The sequence below is a fragment of the Pseudomonas graminis genome (assembly GCF_001705435.1).
In the GTDB taxonomy this organism is placed as follows: domain Bacteria; phylum Pseudomonadota; class Gammaproteobacteria; order Pseudomonadales; family Pseudomonadaceae; genus Aquipseudomonas; species Aquipseudomonas graminis_B.
This window is the reverse complement of the sequence record NZ_MDEN01000050.1, coordinates 74271-90484: the sequence shown is the minus strand read 5'-3', so window position 1 is coordinate 90484 and position 16214 is coordinate 74271. Positions and strand designations below refer to the sequence as shown.

General features: G+C 61.3%; 10 protein-coding genes. All 10 read right to left on the bottom strand.

Annotation, left to right across the window (positions count from 1 at the left end; all coding sequences use genetic code 11):
• Positions 1–17: 17 nt before the first annotated feature.
• Positions 18–881 carry a hypothetical protein gene (locus tag BBI10_RS02740; RefSeq protein WP_065986511.1) on the bottom strand — a complete coding sequence of 288 codons (864 nt, stop codon included), beginning with the start codon at positions 879–881 and terminating at the stop codon, positions 18–20.
• On the bottom strand, positions 878–1867 hold the full coding sequence (locus tag BBI10_RS02735; protein WP_065986510.1) for an alginate O-acetyltransferase AlgX-related protein: 990 nt from the start codon (positions 1865–1867) through the stop codon (positions 878–880). The genes BBI10_RS02740 and BBI10_RS02735 overlap by 4 nt, the downstream gene beginning before the upstream one ends.
• Positions 1864–2529, bottom strand: a complete 666-nt coding sequence (locus BBI10_RS02730; protein WP_141695097.1) for an alginate O-acetyltransferase AlgF — start codon at positions 2527–2529, stop codon at positions 1864–1866. Before BBI10_RS02730 ends, BBI10_RS02735 begins: the two co-directional genes overlap by 4 nt.
• An 8-nt stretch (positions 2530–2537) precedes the next feature.
• Positions 2538–5114: an NfrA family protein gene (locus tag BBI10_RS02725; protein ID WP_065986508.1), complete on the bottom strand. Its 2577-nt coding sequence runs from the start codon at positions 5112–5114 to the stop codon at positions 2538–2540.
• Complete coding sequence (locus BBI10_RS02720; protein WP_065986506.1) at positions 5111–7219, bottom strand: glycosyl transferase family protein; 2109 nt, start codon at positions 7217–7219, stop codon at positions 5111–5113. The genes BBI10_RS02725 and BBI10_RS02720 overlap by 4 nt, the downstream gene beginning before the upstream one ends.
• A gap of 12 nt (positions 7220–7231) precedes the next feature.
• Positions 7232–9445 carry a hypothetical protein gene (locus BBI10_RS02715; protein WP_065986504.1) on the bottom strand — a complete coding sequence of 738 codons (2214 nt, stop codon included), beginning with the start codon at positions 9443–9445 and terminating at the stop codon, positions 7232–7234.
• 39 nt (positions 9446–9484) lie between these two features.
• Positions 9485–10657, bottom strand: a complete 1173-nt coding sequence (gene wecB / locus BBI10_RS02710; RefSeq protein ID WP_065986502.1) for a non-hydrolyzing UDP-N-acetylglucosamine 2-epimerase — start codon at positions 10655–10657, stop codon at positions 9485–9487.
• Positions 10658–11547: 890 nt separating this feature from the next.
• Entirely contained in the window at positions 11548–13170 is a 1623-nt protein-coding gene (locus BBI10_RS02705) for a methyl-accepting chemotaxis protein (protein ID WP_065986500.1), read from the bottom strand.
• 679 nt (positions 13171–13849) lie between these two features.
• Entirely contained in the window at positions 13850–14647 is a 798-nt protein-coding gene (locus BBI10_RS02700; RefSeq protein WP_065986498.1) for a hypothetical protein, read from the bottom strand.
• A gap of 306 nt (positions 14648–14953) precedes the next feature.
• Positions 14954–16132, bottom strand: a complete 1179-nt coding sequence (locus BBI10_RS02695) for an MFS transporter (protein WP_065986496.1) — start codon at positions 16130–16132, stop codon at positions 14954–14956.
• Positions 16133–16214: the final 82 nt, after the last annotated feature.

The following is a 16214-nucleotide window of genomic DNA, read 5'->3' as shown; positions in this document are numbered from 1 at the left end:
AAACGGGACGTGAATAATTACTTCGCCAACGCTTTCACCAACGCCGGCGTCACGTAATGCGGGCCATCGAACAGGTACAGCGGGTAGCCGTCATAGGCGGCGAGCTGCGGTTTGAGTTCGGCGGCCGTTGCGGAGCGGAAACCGCCGCCGTAGTTGGGGCGGAAGGCTTCGACGATGATGCGCACGCGGTCCTTGCCCAAGCGTTCACGCAGGGTGTCGGCGTAGGTGCGGGCTACCGGTGCAGTACGGGCGTAGACCCCGACGCCGTCCTGAAAGAACACGCCGATGTCGTCTGGCAGCCATTGCTTGAGCCAGTCTGCTGTGGCGGCCGGGCCGATGTTGGCGCCGTCATAGACGCTGATCCACAACGGACGCGGAAGCTTGGCCAGCAGCGCAGGCAGCTCCTTGGCACGGGTCCAGCTGGGGTCGACTTCGGCCGGGAAGTAGTAGCCGGTGACGTGCAGCGGCGTCGGCAGTTTAGCGATGCGCTCCGAGACGGCCGCCAGTTGCTCAATGTTGTCCCGGGAGCGGTTTTCGCTGAAGTATCCCGCCAGGCCGATAATCACATCCTGAGCCCAGGGCTCTTTGGCGATACGTGCCCAATCGGGCAGGACCGGCACGCTGGGCAGACCGGTGCCAGGCACAAACGCCTGATCGTCCACCACGGTCCATTGCACCAACAATTCTTTGGCTCCGAGCTGGTCCCATTGCCCCTTGATGCCCACTGTTTTGTTATCGGGCTGCCAGACGATGCCAACGATGCCAGGGTCCAGCCGTTTTTGCGTGGTGACGTAAAACATGGCGGTGCCTGTGACCAGTGTCGCTGCGAGCAGCAGGACAGCTAGAGTCGCACGCCCGAGGCGCCCCGGGAGAATCTTCAAGGCAGGGCCTTGTTGATGCGCTGGCGCCACTGGCCCAACGACGTCACTCCCTTGGCATTCCACTGGGCGGCTGCATCGGGGCCGAGGTGGAACTGGCCCTCGTTGAATTGCCACACGATCACCTGCGGCTTGTGCTGAGCAAAGTCCGGTGATTCGAGGTATTGCAGCAGTGTCGCCCAGGGGCCGACGTCGCCGGGGTTCCAGGTCAACGTGACCGGGCGGTCCAGGGCGTTGGACAGCTTCTGGGTATAGCCGAGGTAAGGCTGCACGAAGCTGTTGCCGATGACCTGAACAGGGGCCGGGGCGTCGTCGATCAGCAGGTCTTTCTCGACCTGATGGCGCACGGTGTAAATGTCTCGGCCGATGGCTTTGCGCTTGATCGACGGCAGGAAGTTGCTGGCCAGATCGCCGAAGGCACGCTTCTCGAACCACTCCCCCAGCACTGCACCGCCGCCGGGTTCACCCTGCAGGCGATAGCGTCCGGTGATCAGTTTCGCAGTGGCATCGGCCGTGTTTTCAGCGCTCCACGCGGTCCAGTGGTAATCGGCGCGGTAAAACGCCGTCTGCTTGCCCTGCTCCGTGGCTTGGAGTATCGGCTTGATGTTCAACGTCGTCAGGCCAGCCTTCGTCAGTTCGCCTTGCACACGGTCGTAGCGCTGCACCACGGCCGGGCTCAGAGGGTGTTCGGCAGGCAGGCGCTGGGCGTAGAACGGCGCTTTCATCGGCACCACCAGCACCACGAGCGCGATTTTCTCGCGCTCAAGTTGGTGTTGGACGTCTTTGATCAGGGCGATGTCCCGGGCAATGCCAGCGTTATCGACGGTGTTCAGGCTTTCCCACGCAGGAAATAACCAGCCGCCCTGCCCGGTGATCACTGCGGAATCGGCTTGGGCAGCGGCGCCGGACAGACTCAGCAGCACACCGGCAACCAGGCCGGATACCGGAGGGCGACGCAGGATATGGCGAGGTTTTACTAAAGAGGTCATGGGGCAGTCTGGTCAACGAGGCCAATCAGGCGGGGGGTCTGGCGTGAGCCGACCAGGAACAGGCTGTAACGGTCACCGGCCTTGAATGGCTCAAGCTTGAGCGGCAGGCTGGCGCTTTGATCGCAGCTGGCAATCAGCGTCGCCTGCACCGGATTGATAGTGCGCTGCGCCTGGCCATTGAGCGGCAGCTGGCTAAATACGCTGGAGCCGTTGGCCAGCTTGATATCGGCTTTCTCACAGCCGGCGCTGAGGTTGTAGACGTTGAGTTCGGCACGCAAGTCTTTGCCGCGCGGCTGCGGGTCGATCACCAGCCGGGGGGCCGCTGCAGGATCGCTGCCCAGAATCACCGTGACAAAGGCGTTTTTCGGGACGTTCAGGCCCTTGAGCTCACGTTCGTTGATCGTGATGCGCAGCGGTTGCCGCGAGTCCACCACCTGGAAAGGACTGGCCACCACCGACTGCGCAGACAGGGCAACGCCGGGCTTGCGATCCACGCTCACTTGCACGGCGCCGTCGGCGGGATTGACCACCCGCACCCAGGAAGAGCCTTCCGGCAGTTTCGGCGCATAGAGTTGAGCGATTTCCGAAGCAGCCTGAGCCGCTGTCGACGCCATGCCCAGGCTCAGTCCGAGGGACATCAGCCAATACATACGAGGGTGCATATCCGTCCTCAATAAGAGTAAGTCAGACGAGCGAAAACACCTTTGGCGCGGTCATCGCCAGACACTTTCACTCGGTATTGCAGCGAAAAATCCACATAGGAGCGCGGCGCGTTGTACGCGTCTTCGCGGAACCAGTAGCGCACGTTGTTACCCACGCCGACGCCAGCCGCATGGCCGGAAGAGTAGTCGGTGCTGCCGTCGGAGCGGGTTTCGCTATCCATTTTGGAGTCGTAGTCGAACGCGGCCACCACGTGGGGGAACGTCACCCAGCGCGAGCCGGCGCCGCCAATGGCGTAGCTGCGACCACCCTGCCATTCGCTGTTGATGTAATTGCGCGAGTCGTTGACGTAATGACCGGTTTCGGCGAACAACTGCGACGTCCACCAACTGGGGACATCAACCCGCAAATCGGTGCCGATGCTGGAGCCGTAACCCAGGCGCAACAGCCAGTCGCCGTCGACGTCGGAAGAACCCAGGGGAAAGGTGCGTTCCACGGCCGCCATGACGTTCAACGAGGTGAACGGCTTGACCCGCACGCCCAAAGCGCCTTGCAGTGCATCCAGGCCGGTGTCCGAATCGCTGTTTTTGCTCCACAGCGTGTCGGTGACCCGGCCATACAGTTCGACGAAACGGGCGTTGCGGTAACCCAGCGGGCGCCACGACAGTTCGGTGCTGTTCTGCAGGCTGTCGTTGCTGCTACTGCCACTGCCGCTGTTGCCATTATTGCTGCCAGTGCTGGGCGCCGAGCTCAGGCCACTGGTGGAACTGTTGCCGCGATAACTGGTGGTGCTGGTCAGGCCCCAGGTGCGCGACACATCGGCCACGGCGCGACGGGTGTCGAACAGCTGCTGGTCGGTCATGTCCAGTTCGCCGCTATTTTTGGCGTCGATAACCCGCTTGAAATAGCCGACAGCGTGTTCGTCGTCACTGACCCGCATCGCGTTGTAGGCCGCGTCCTGAGTCGCTGTCGGCGCGAGAGGCGTGGCAGCGTCAGCCTTGCGGAATGACTCATGGGCGCTGTCATCGTCGCCGGCCTGTACCGACAGGTAAGCCACTTGCAGATCGCTCATGCCATCCAGTTCGCCAGCGTCGCGGGCGACCTGAAGGCGTTCCCGCGCCGTACGACGTTGACCCAGCGCAGCATAGAGACTGGCTTCTTCATACGTGGGCAGGCTGCCCAGGGCCAGGGCCTGGGTCAAGTCCTTGCGGGCACCGGCATCGTCACCGGTCTGCTGCTTCAACCGACCGCGCTGGGCCAGCAGACGGGCGTCGTCGCCATTGGCTTGCAGGCCATCGCTGGCCGCAGATATGGCTTCGGGCAGGCGCTTCTGCTCGGTCAGGGCGCTGACCAAGAGGCTGCGATATGCCGGATTCTGCGGCGCCCGGCGAATGGCTTCGGTGGCCAGGGCCGCCGCCGAAGCGGCGTCCTTGCGGGCCAGCGCAGCGTAAGCCTGCACGGCCGTGTCCGTGCCGCCATCGCGCTGGTTGCCCGGCCAGATATCGCAGATCAGGCCGAATGCGCTTTCCTGGCAGTTAAGGGCCGGGGCCGGAAAACGCGTCGCGGTTTTCAGGCCATTGTCCTTCTGGCGCAACGCAACCTGGGCGGCGGCGCGACGGCGGGCGACTTCACCGCCCGTGTCAGCGGGCAGTTTTTGCAATTGATCCAGGGCCTGTTGCGGCTCGTTGTTGGCCAGCGCCAGGTCGGCGGCGAAAAAGCGAATCTCGCGCACCTCAGAGTCCAGCAAGCCTTCAATGGACAAGGCCCGGTTCAGGTCGGCCTGTGCCGCCTGTGTCTTGCCCTGACGATCCAGGGCATAGCTGCGCAGAATCCATGGCGCGGTTTCGCCATCGTCCTGGGCCAGCGCGCCGGTGGCGGCCAGTTCGGCGGCGCGGTAATCCTTGTTGGCGATCAGCGCGCTGATCAGCAACTGCTGGTGAGCGCCGATTTCCGGTGCCCAGGCCACGGCCTTGCGGGCTTGATCCACGGCCAGCGGCAGGTTGCCTTGTTCCAGCGCGCGATAACCGGCGATGGCCAGTGGCGCGGCGAGCTGACGGCGAATCGCTTCGCGACGCATCAGCAAGGTGTCGTCATCCGGGAACACCCGCAGGGCTTCGGTGGTGGCCTGATCGGCTTCCTCCAGATGCTGTTGGCGTTGCAGGGACTCGATCAGCAGCAGGCGGTAATCCATGCGCCTGGGTGCCTGGGCGATCGCTTTGCGAGCGGCCTGCGCGGCGACGCCGAAGTTTTCGCGATCGTAGGCCTTGAACGCTTGGGCCGCCGCGCTGAAACCGGGGGCCGGGCGCGAAGGCGACTGCGGGTAGCGCTTGGGGTTGTCGCGCTGTTCCTTGTCTCGTTGCGCCTGCACGATCAGCCGGTTCAGACGGGTGACATCGGCGCGCTGACGCAAGGCTTCGCGGGCCTTGGCGATGGCCAGGTCGTAGTCCTTCCGATCGTAGGCGCTGTAGGCCTCATTGGCCGCCTGATACGCGGGACCGGTCAACGGCAGCGGCAGAATTTCGCCATGCACCAGCGCAGGCAAAAGGGTCAGCCCCGTGGCCATGAGCGTCAGGAAAGGGCGGTTCATGCCGGGAGCTCCGTTGGGTAATGACTGTGCTGACGGGCCACGGCCTGTTCGATGGTGGTCCGAGGCAGCACGCCGCTGTCGACGAGATAGTCGCCGATGCGCCCGTGGTGCTGCGGGCGGTAATTGAGCATGGTGCGGTTGAACACGTCGCGATCCAGCAGCCCCATTTCGATCAACAGGTCGCCCAGCATCGGTGCGCGGGCGTTGGGCACCGGTTGGCCGTCGAGCGCATAGACGTTTCGCAGTTGCGCGACGATCTCGCTTTCACGGGCAATCAGCTGCACCGGCTCGCTGCCCAGCTCATCGCTGATCTGTTGCAGGCCTTCAGCAGACAGCGGGCTGGCGACGGCGATCTGCCCACGGCCCTCCTCGTTGGTCCCCAGTGGCACAACACGCCAGCGCAGGGCGAACTCGTCGGCCAGCAGCGATGGATTGGCTTTGTGGGCCACATCGAACACCCGCGGCAGATCGTTCTGAAACGCGATGGCTTCCGCCAGGGTTTCGTCATCCAGCCAGCCGTGGCTGAGCAAAATGCGGCCCAGTGGCATGTGGCGGGTTTGTTGTTCGTCCAGTGCGGTTTGCAGATTGCTGTCGTTGATGGCCTGCCAGGACAACAACACGCTGCCCAGCTTGCGCGGTGCGGCAGCGACCAGGTCGGTGGACGGGAAGTCGTGCATGGTCTTGTCCCAGACCAGCTTGCGGTTGAGCACCTTGCCCACCAGAAACATGCGCCACGCCCGGGAGGCGGCCATGAAGTTGACGAAGTTGCCCACCACCATGCGCGGGAGCGACAGCAAACCGTGCTGCCAGCCGTACAGCACCGTGGTGAAGTAGCAGCGGTGCAGGATGCGCCAGCCCAGGGCCAGGCCGTTGGCAATCAGCAGGTACTTGATCCAGCCGTTGGATTCGAACGGCGTCGGGAAGCTCACGTTCCACAGCCCGCTCTGGCGCAGGATAATCAGCGCCACCAGTTGCACCAGGATCACGTAGGCCAGGATGCTGACAAACGCTGTGACCACGCCCTTGCGATCGCGAAACAGCAGGTAACGGTTGGCCAGCGAGCCGTTCCAGCCCATCTGCTCCCAGCCTTGCAGGCCGATGCCCAGGGTCCAGCGCGCTTTCTGGCGGAACGCCGTGCGGAAGGTGTCCGGAAAGAATTCGCGTACGCACAGCGGCATCTTCAGGGTTGATTCGTAGGGTTTGCGGAACCACGATTTGCGCAGCACGCGGAATTCCACCGGGAAGCGCACGAAGATGGCGTTCATGCCGACCTTGGCCAGGCGTGCGCCAACGTCGTAGTCCTCGGTGAGGCTGTCGGTGTTGAACGGCTGGTTCTGGGTTTCCCCGGCCAGCACTCTCAGGGCCCGGTGCGAGAAGCAGGTACCGACGCCGGCCGAGGGCACGGTATCGGTCATGCTTTCGCGGACCACCAGGTCCTTGCCATGCCATTCGGCAAACTCGTCCATGTACGTACCGGCCACCCATTCGTACCAGTTGCGTTCCAGGGAAACGACCGGCAGCTGGATCATGTCCTTGCGTGGCAACAGGTAGTTGAACAGGCGCAGTTCCAGCGGATGCAGCACGTCTTCGCTGTCGTGCAGCACGACACCGGCGAACGTCATGCCGTGGGTTTGTTCATGCAGGAAAATCGCCTGAATCACCCAGTTCAGGCAGTCAGCCTTGCAGGTCGGCCCGGCATGGGGGACTTCCACACGGTGCAATTGCTTGTAACGCCGACGCATGCGCTCCACCTCATCGATGGTGCGCTGGTCGTTGATGTAAGTGCCGACGAAGACCACGTAGTTCTGGTAGTCCAGGGTCGACACCATGTTCTCGATCATCGGCGCGATGACGTCGTATTCCAGCCAGGCCGGAACCATGATCGCCAGTGGCTGCTCATCCCGGTCCAGCAATTGCTGGGCGGTCAGTGGCCGGTATTTGCGGTCCACGGTGAACTTGCGAAACAGGCGGCGAGACCAGTACCACAAGTCAATGAACAGATCGTCCAGGCTGGAAATCAGGATCAGCACCGCGACCACAATGGTCGCGACTTCCAGGAAGCTGTAGTAATGAGCCAGCCAGTAGGGCCAATAAAGCGACGTCATCGAAGGGTTCCGTTACTGGCGATTGCGACGGGCGCTACGGCCAGCCAACATCAGGATAAGCACCAACAGGATGCCGCCGGGAATCAGCCACAACAGCGAAGGCGTGCGCCAGGCGTCCAGACCCTTGGGCTCCTCTTTGTCGATGAACTGGCTACCGCTCGGATCCTTGCTGTCGAAGGTGTTCACGACACCGTTGTCGCCCAGGATTGACACGTCGCCGCGGGTCAACAGCACGGGCTTGGCGAATACCGGGGCATCGCTGCCCAGGACGCGATAGACCAGACCGTGCTGGCCACCGGCATCCACGGCCTGCAATGACGCCAGGTGGTTGAGCGGCGACAGGTCCAGCAGCGGCTGATCCTGGTGGTTGATGCGCAGGCGACCCTGGTCATCGACGCGAACCGATTCCTTGCTGTCCTTGAGCGGCAGCTCGAAGGCCAGGAAGTCTTTGTCCGGCGTGACCGTGGCTTTAGGATCGCTGCTGACTTTGAGTTCAGCGCGCAGCGGCGAAACGCCCGCACCGTCAGCCACCGAGATCACCTGCGGCAAGCTGCTGGCCGGGTGATCCAGGTAAGCCTGGGGCACGAGGATCTGCGTGTTAGTGGCGTAACGGGCGGCCATGCCGGAGAAACCGTCATCCAGTGAAATTTTGTCGAGCACGATGTGGCTGGTCGGCAATACGGAAACCGGGAACGCTTGCGGCGTTTCCAGGCAGCGATCACTGACGGGCTGACGCTGGAACGAGACACGCAGGACGTTCTTGGAACCCAGGGCGTAGCTCGGGATACGCGCTTCGATGCGCTGTTTCTCACCGTTGGCAAGCAACTGTTGCGCGCCGATCAGGTAATCGTTGAGGAACAGTGACGCCACAGGAGCGGTGTCCGAAGCGCCAGGGGCGGCGGACACATCCATCACGGCCTTGACTGGCAGGCGACCGTCGTAGGCCACGCTGCCCAGCGGGAAGGAGGCGCTCCAGTCGGACTTGGCGAGCACGTCGATGGTGCCGGGGTTGCCGCCCAGATTGGTCAGGGCCACACGGCCGTCGGCACTCAATGGCATCTGCGCTTCGCTGACGGTCAGCGTGCGACTGCGGGCCAGTTTGTTCCAGGCGCTGCTGAACAGGGCCATGGCCTTGCCGGTCGATTCAGGGGCGATCATCAGCACCGGACGGGTGCCGAGCAATGCCAGACGGACGTTATCCGTGCCCTTGGCGGCCAAACCGGCGTTCACGTGACGCTCGCGCCATTGCGTGAACGCGCTGGCAGCTGTGGCGTCCACACCTTGAATCTGGCTTTGCAAGGCGTCCAGGGATTCGTTGATCGCCTTGAGCAATTGCGGGTCGTTGATCGCCAGGTCGGCCTGCACGTCAGGGGTCTGGCCGAGCATCAGCAATGCACCGATTTCCGCCGGGTTGGCCAGGGCATGCGGGCCCTTGCCGTTGAGGCTGGCGAAGGCCGGAATGCTCTGCAGTTCGGCCGGAATGCGCAGTGCGCTCAGGTCAACGCTGTCCTGCACGGCAGGGAAAGACAGGATGCGCGCATGTTTGCCGATCCGTTCCAGCGCAACGCCCAGGCGCCAGGCGGCGTCGTACGTGCCGACTGCCAGGCTGCCCGGCGCGACCATGATGCCCGGCTTGGCCGGCAATGCGGTCCAGGCAGCGCCGACGTCCTGCAACAGGTTGGCGTCGTAGCTGTAATTGAGGCGGGTGTCGGGTTCGATGCGCAACACGTTGCCAATCGCGCGTTCGTCTTCACACAGCACGCGAGAAACGATCGACGACCAGGCCACGCCCAGGCGTAACGAACCGCTGTTGCGAGCGGCCTTGTCCACGCCGAGCGTGGAGCTGGCATTGCCTTGCGCTTCGCTGAGGCCTTCGGCCCGTACCGGATAGCCATCCAGGGACAGCAGCAGGGTGTTGCGACCGCCCTCCCCATTCAGGTAGCTGGCATCGAAGTTCAGCGACGCATCGGACAACGGCACACCCGCCGGAACCGGCAGGTACAGTTCGCGGCGCGAATCCGTGGAGCCGAGCACGATGGGGGCGTCGATGCCCAGATCTCTCAGGCGAATCTCCCGGTGTTGCAGCGTATCGGCATTGAGTCGGTTGATCGCCTCGGTGAGCGGGCTGTCCGCCGCCAGGGCAAAGTTGGGCATGAGCGCGAGCAGGCTCACGCCACAGACAAGGGCGCTAAGTGCGCCCGTTTGGGTGGCAACGGAAGACTTCATTCAGGCAGATCTCAAGCTAATAGAGGGGTCGGGCGTTTGTTACTGGTACGTGGACGACGGGCGGTTGTCGTCCCGTGCCGGGGCGCTGTGCCCGTACTCGAGGTATCTGGGCACGTGCAACTGGCCGACCACGAAGTCGTTGACCGGGCGGCCCATCAAGGCATCAACGATGCGCGAACTGGCCTTGCCGTCACCGTACGGGTTGGCCGCCTGGGACGCGCGGCGCCACAGCAGGTCGTCGTCAAACAGCGCGTTGACGCCGCTGATGATCGAGTCCGGAGAAGTGCCGACCAGCCGCACGGTGCCCGCCGCAACAGCTTCAGGCCGTTCGGTCACATCGCGCATGACCAGTACCGGTTTGCCCAGGCTTGGCGCCTCTTCCTGCACGCCGCCGGAATCGGTAAGGATCACGTGGGCGCGCTGCATCAGACGCACGAACGCGAGGTAATCCAGCGGCTCGATCAGATGCACATTGGCCAGTCCGCCTAAATGCTCGGTCACCGGGCCCAAGACGTTCGGGTTCAAGTGCACCGGGTAGACGATCTGGATATCACTGCGCTGGGCCAGTTGACGCAAGGCTTTGCAAATATCCAGGAAGCCGTCACCGAAGTTTTCCCGACGATGGCCGGTCACCAGCAGCACTTTGCGGTCGTTGCGCAGGAAGGAGAATTGCTGATCCAGCCGGGTACGCAGTTCAGCGTTCTGATCAATGCGTTGAGCCGTCAACTGCAGGGCATCGATGACCGTGTTACCGGTCACGTAGGAACGCCCTTGCAAGCGCTCGCCCAGCAGATTGCGGCGCGATTCATCGGTCGGGGCGAACAGCATGTCGGCACTCAGATCGATGCAGCGGCGGTTCATCTCTTCAGGCCATGGGCTGTAGATGTCACCCGTGCGAAGACCGGCTTCGACATGCCCCACAGGGATCCGGCGATGGAAGGCGCACATCGACGCGACCATGGCGGACGTGGTGTCGCCATGCACCAGCACACGGTCCGGCCGGGTGATTTCCAGCACCGGATCAATGGCTCCGTACAGCGCGGCTGTCAGCGAGTTGAGGGTCTGATGCGGCGTCATCACATCGAGCGTGAAATCAGCTTTCAGATCGAACAGCTCCAGCACCTGCTTGAGCATGCTCTGGTGTTGGCCGGTGATGCAGATCTGCGAGTGAATACCCGGCTCTGCAGCCAGTGCCTTTACCAGCGGGGCCATCTTGATGGCTTCCGGACGTGTACCGAAAATCGACAGGATTTTAATCCCGGAATGACTACGAGCGATGATGCCCTCCTCACACGGATGTTCCGCGCCTACTCGCTGCTCAAGGCGTCATTGCGTCTTGAACGAACTGAGAATTGAGTTTATTGGGCCGGGGACTTAATCAGAATTCAGACTTGATATTCACTTCTTGTGAGATGGCGCATTGCCTTGCTTCCCGGAGCAGTCGGGATTATTAACACTAATAGGGATGACTGCAAACACAGATGGGCAAAAAGAATGTTTAATTATTCAGTGTGAAACTTCTGAAGTTATGAACAGTCGATTAGGGGTTTTTATTTCGTTGGGGGTGGAAACTTCTTGAGCAACTTAATGGGCGTTTGCCCCAGTGTTTCCGGGGGTGCCGGGATTAATACATGCCGCCCGTCTGCCGACTTGGACCTTTTCTTATATACCGTTGTCGCGACCCAGGCTATATAGAAATACTTAATCCAATGCACCTTCGATAGTCACCGCAATGGCGCCTGTATATTGTCGAAGCCGATAGCGAGAGTGTCGGACAATACATATCCAGTTGCAAGCCTGTTATGTATCGAAAGAGAAATATATGAGGCCATCACGGGTTAGCGCTCATGCAGCACCCAGCGTCTTCGCTGGGACGGCCTGTTCAAGGTGAGTATTTAAGGGTGAAAAAAGTCACCTCGAACCGGCATGGCAAAGATCGGTTTGCGCACCCAGCCGGACCTCGGCCGGATTCCGCGCGACTGCTTAGCCCGCCAACAGACCAACCGGGAAGCTCACGGGGGACGCCAGGGCAGTGTTCTTCTGCCCGGCATACCGGCAAGCCTTCCGCACTCATCTTCAAGAACACATCATTTCTGACAGCCCTACAGACGGAACCGACCCACTTCCTGCTTGAGCCCTATCGCCAGCTGATTCAGATCATGGCTGCTGCGCAAAAGGTCTTGCACGGACAGATTATTCTGCTCGGACATCTGTGCAGATCGCTCGACGTTACGGGCGACGTCCTGACTGGCCGCTGTTTGCTCACGCAATGCCAGCGATATCTGTTCGACGACCACGAGCACCTGGCCAGAGCTTTCACTGATTTCGGTAATCGCCTTGCCTGCCGACTCCGCCATCTCAACGCCCTGGCTAACTTCCATCACGCCGCTGCGCATGCTCTCCACGGTATCGCGGACGCCGAGCTGGATCTTGTCGATCATCCCGGCAATTTCCTTGGTGGATTTACCGGTGTTCTGCGCCAGCAACCGCACCTCGTCGGCCACGACTGCAAAGCCGCGACCCTGCTCCCCCGCCCGCGCCGCCTCAATGGCCGCATTGAGGGCAAGCAGATTGGTTTGATCTGCGATGCCCTGAATAACACTGACGATGGTGGAAATCTGCTCGGAGTGTTGGCCCAGCTCCGACACCTTGGTCGACGCATGCTGCACGGTCTTGGCGATACCATTCATGCTGGTAAGGGTGTTCTGGATAACGGCCGATCCATCCAACGATTGCTGACCAGAGCGACTGGCAAGTCCACCGGCCTCCCCCGCGTTATTGGAAACATGATTGATACTGACCGTCAGCTCTTCAACCGTGGCCGCCATCGCTGATGCTGCATTGGATTGTTCGCTCACCGCGCCGGAAAGCTGCTGCGACGCCCCTGAGATGTTCTGCACGGACTCGATCAACTGGCTGGCAGCTTGATTGATCTGCTGGATCATTTCTCGCAAGCGAGCTTGCATACGAGCAAACGCCTTAGGCAGTTCATCGCTGGTACTGGTATCGATTACCGTGTCCAGTCTGCCCTCGGCGACTGCGGTTGCCGCGTCGATAGCCACCTGCAGGCGGGCACGTACCGTGCGGCCCAAGGCGTAAGCCAGAATGATTGCCAGAACGGCGGCAATCAGCCCACCGGCCATCAGGATCGTGATCGCGCGATCCTTGGCGTCGTTCATCTCTTGAGTGCGCCGTGCCAGCAGGGCTTCTTCCGTCTGCGAGATATCTGAAATGATCCCGCGCATGCCATCCATTTTGGCTTTGTCCGCGCCACTGTCGATGCGCTGATCAACCGAATCATCGGAGTTGCCGCTTTGTGCCAATTGACGACGCTGAGCAATGATCGAATGAACATCTTCGTCCAGCCAGCGTGTTTGTAACTGCGCCAATGAAGCCAGTCGTTTCTGTTGTTCGGCGTTATCAATCGTCAATGATTTGAGCGTTGCCAACGCCTCGGAAAACTTGGCTTCACCGGCAATCTGCGGCTCAAGAAAGTTGTCCTTGCCAGTAATCACGAAGCCGCGCATGCCGGTCTCGATATTGATCAACTGTTCAAGGGCCATCTGGGACTGATTTAACACACGATACGTGTGGACGTTGCTGTTAATTGCGCTGTCGACCTGACCAAAACCACGATAGGCACTGAAGACAAGAATGCCCAGAATCACCACGATCGCGGCGAAACTGAGATAGAGCTTTTGGGTGATACTGAGTTTGCTAAACATATGTGTGCACTTCGACAGTGGAGCATCCTTCGCTCCGGCTTTTAGTTTTTTTCGTGAACAATCTGGTCGATATCATTCCGACATCACTCTTATCGACAGCTTTCTTCGCAGCTTGAATCCGGCTGTTATTTGCCATCAAACGTGCAGCATCACGCGCGCGGAGATGGATTCGCTTTAGTCCACCCTACGCCTCTGCCCTTTTCGAGCACGGAGCGGTACTTTTTGACGGGATAAGCAGGGTCGAGGACTTCCGCCACACAGACACTGCTATTGATGGGGACGATGCAGGCAGCGCACTGGTCGCAGAGGTGCGCGACGCCTACGTGCGTATCGCCAAACGTTTTTTAGACGTCAGGGACTCTGCAGGCGCTGTGCGTGGGCTTCTCAGGTTGACTGCACCTGTCGCTCTCGCTCGGCAACAACATCAGCGCTCAGGCAGCGTTGGGGGGAAGGTTCTCTGGTTCAACTACTTGAGCACTGGCAACTCAAGGGGGCGTTCTCGGACGAGATCAATCTGGTTCGACCTTACTCGCCACAAATTCCCAGGGCTGTCACTGCTCTGGTGGCGTATCTCAAAGACCAGTTTTTACAAGGTTTCTGTTGTCGGAGATGATCCTCAGTACCCTGATTCAGGCCCTGCCAGGCATGCCCCCCAAAAGAAACATGCGGCAGGAATCGTTTAGAGCATGCCCGCGACGTTGCGCACCTCTTCGGGTGCCGCTTTGGTTTCTGACAAGGCGCCGGCATAGGCGCCAGCCGCCATGGCTGCCGGGTTGCCGCCACCGCCGATCAGGCCTTCGGCCGCGCCTTTGGCGGTGTGCACCCCGCCTTCAACCCCGCCTTTGATCATCCCGCCAGCGCTGCCATCAGACTCACCGATCCCCGTCATGACGTTACTCAAGCCGGGGACCATCCACAGCGCTTTGCCCACTTCGCCAGCGGCCGATGCCAGTCCGTTCTTGTCATCGCCTTTCTCCGCCACAGGGGCGTCCTTGGTCTGGGTGCGGGCAGAATCGCCGGCGGAATGCGCACTCGCCCCGCCACCGAACGGCTGCAACAGCGCCCCGATTAACTTATCAAGCAGCTGCATCAAGGGAGAAGACGGCTTCGAGGCCTCACCGTTGTTGCTCAGCCCCGGGCTTTGCTCAGCCAGAGACTGGTTTTGCAAAGCGGCCGGCGCGCCACTCCCGGCAGGGCCGCCATAGTTGACCGCGCCTGTGGGGGACTGAGCGGCGTATTGGGAATTCTGCGTGCTTTGGTCAGCCCGATAGATGGCCGCGCCGCCGCTGGCCAGAGCCCCGGTACCTTGGGCCACGTTGCTGAAGTTACCGGTGGCGCGGCTGCCGCCGTTACCGGAGTCATTGGGGCTATTCGTCGGTTTGCCCGCGTCGGGCGTCGGTTTGGCGTCCGGCTTGGAGGCATGGGGGGTAATGTCAGGCGTCTTGGGCGACGAGGCGCCGATTCCGGGTAATTTCACGTTTTTTCTCCAAACTGAAAGGTCGGTTGGCAGTGCCCCAAGCCCACTCTTGGCCGCTTGCACAGGTGCAGGCGTGTTGGATGTTGTCACGGGGCGATCGCTGTGAGGTTCGCGTGGTGAGTGGGTTGCCCTTGTGTGGCGCTGGAGGGCCGATCGGTTCCGCGCACAGAGCAATGCAACCACGCGCTTTCGCTCTTTTTTTAACGCCTCGTAGTCGTGGGGGCAATGCAAGCACTGCGGGCGGGCGTCAGGCGCCCGCTTCAGGCTCACCGACTACAAATGGCAGTACACACTCCCGTGGCGACCTCAGGAACGAATCCTCGCCCCCGAGATACCGTGCAGCAAAACCGCAGACGCCACGAACGCCAGCGAAGCGCCCACGACATTCGCAAAGTACCCGGTGCTCAAGCCATAGAGCCAGGCACTCAACAATCCCCCCAGCGTGCCGCCCGTTTGGTAGACCGCGTTGAGCGATGAGTTAAGACTTCCCCTGCGCGACGCTTCAACCAGCCCCATGGCATCGCCCAGGATCAACGCCAGCATCAGGTCTCGGCCGAACGCGAAAGCCATGTAGGCGGCGCCTTGCGTAAACGGCGAGCCCTCGCCCCATGGGATCACCTGAATCACCACCGCGATCGCCATCGAGGCGACGGCGCACAGGCGCAACGGATTGTTGAACCGACTGGCAAGCCTGGCGGAAAGCATCGCGCCGAACAGTCCGCCGACCTCGCCAATGAAGATGACCGAGCCGACGGTATCGACGCCGAATGAGGACAGGCCGTGCTGCACCAGCCAGCTCGGATACAGCCCCAGAAAAACGTACACGCCAATCGACCAGCAAAAGTACGCCGCCATTAGCGGGCGGGTGCCGGGACTGGCCGACAGCGACGTCAAGCGCTCCTTGTACATGGCTCGGCTTATTCTGGAGGAGGACAACGAAGCTGAAGGCGGTGTGGGAAAGGTAAGCGCCAGTCCGGCAAGGGCGGCGCAGACAAGCGCGAGGCCAATGACCGTGACTTGCCACGACAGCAGCCCTCCGACGACAACGCCCATCGACAGCGAGCACAAAAAGGCAATGGGCGCGGCGGTGGTGACATACCCGGCTGCCCTGGTGCGTTTGGGCTCGGGGACATAGTCCGCCAGGGCGGCGAAAATCGATGCGCCAATCATCGGCATGAACAGCCCTGTCGCCGCCCGACTCAGCACGATCATCGAAGCGCTGTAGGATGCGGCGGTGATCAGCAGCGTGCAGCAGCAAGCAGCCCCTCCCACCGTGATAAACAGCTTTCTGCCAAAGCGATCAATCAGCGGACCAAGGGCGAGATTGCTGATCAGCGCCACGACCGGAAAAGCGGCCAATATCCACCCTGACTCACTGGAAGAAAGGTGCAGATCACGCTGAATAAAAGGCAGCAGCGGGATCATCATCACCACGTTGAAGTTAATGATGAAAAAAGCTATCCAGAGGATTCCGGTCACCAGCACGTGTTCCCCCTTGTGCGCGTGGGCGTGACATCGCCAAACGACTTCCATGTTGCGGAACTTTGTCTACGCTGAAAAGCGATGG

Coding starts and splice junctions, on each gene's coding strand:
- BBI10_RS02730 (WP_141695097.1), bottom strand. CDS start 2,529: ATGCACCCTCGTATGTATTGGCTGATGTCCCTCGGACTGAGCCTGGGC.
- wecB (WP_065986502.1), bottom strand. CDS start 10,657: ATGGCCCCGCTGGTAAAGGCACTGGCTGCAGAGCCGGGTATTCACTCG.
- BBI10_RS02725 (WP_065986508.1), bottom strand. CDS start 5,114: ATGAACCGCCCTTTCCTGACGCTCATGGCCACGGGGCTGACCCTTTTG.
- BBI10_RS02705 (WP_065986500.1), bottom strand. CDS start 13,170: ATGTTTAGCAAACTCAGTATCACCCAAAAGCTCTATCTCAGTTTCGCC.
- BBI10_RS02735 (WP_065986510.1), bottom strand. CDS start 1,867: ATGACCTCTTTAGTAAAACCTCGCCATATCCTGCGTCGCCCTCCGGTA.
- BBI10_RS02720 (WP_065986506.1), bottom strand. CDS start 7,219: ATGACGTCGCTTTATTGGCCCTACTGGCTGGCTCATTACTACAGCTTC.
- BBI10_RS02715 (WP_065986504.1), bottom strand. CDS start 9,445: ATGAAGTCTTCCGTTGCCACCCAAACGGGCGCACTTAGCGCCCTTGTC.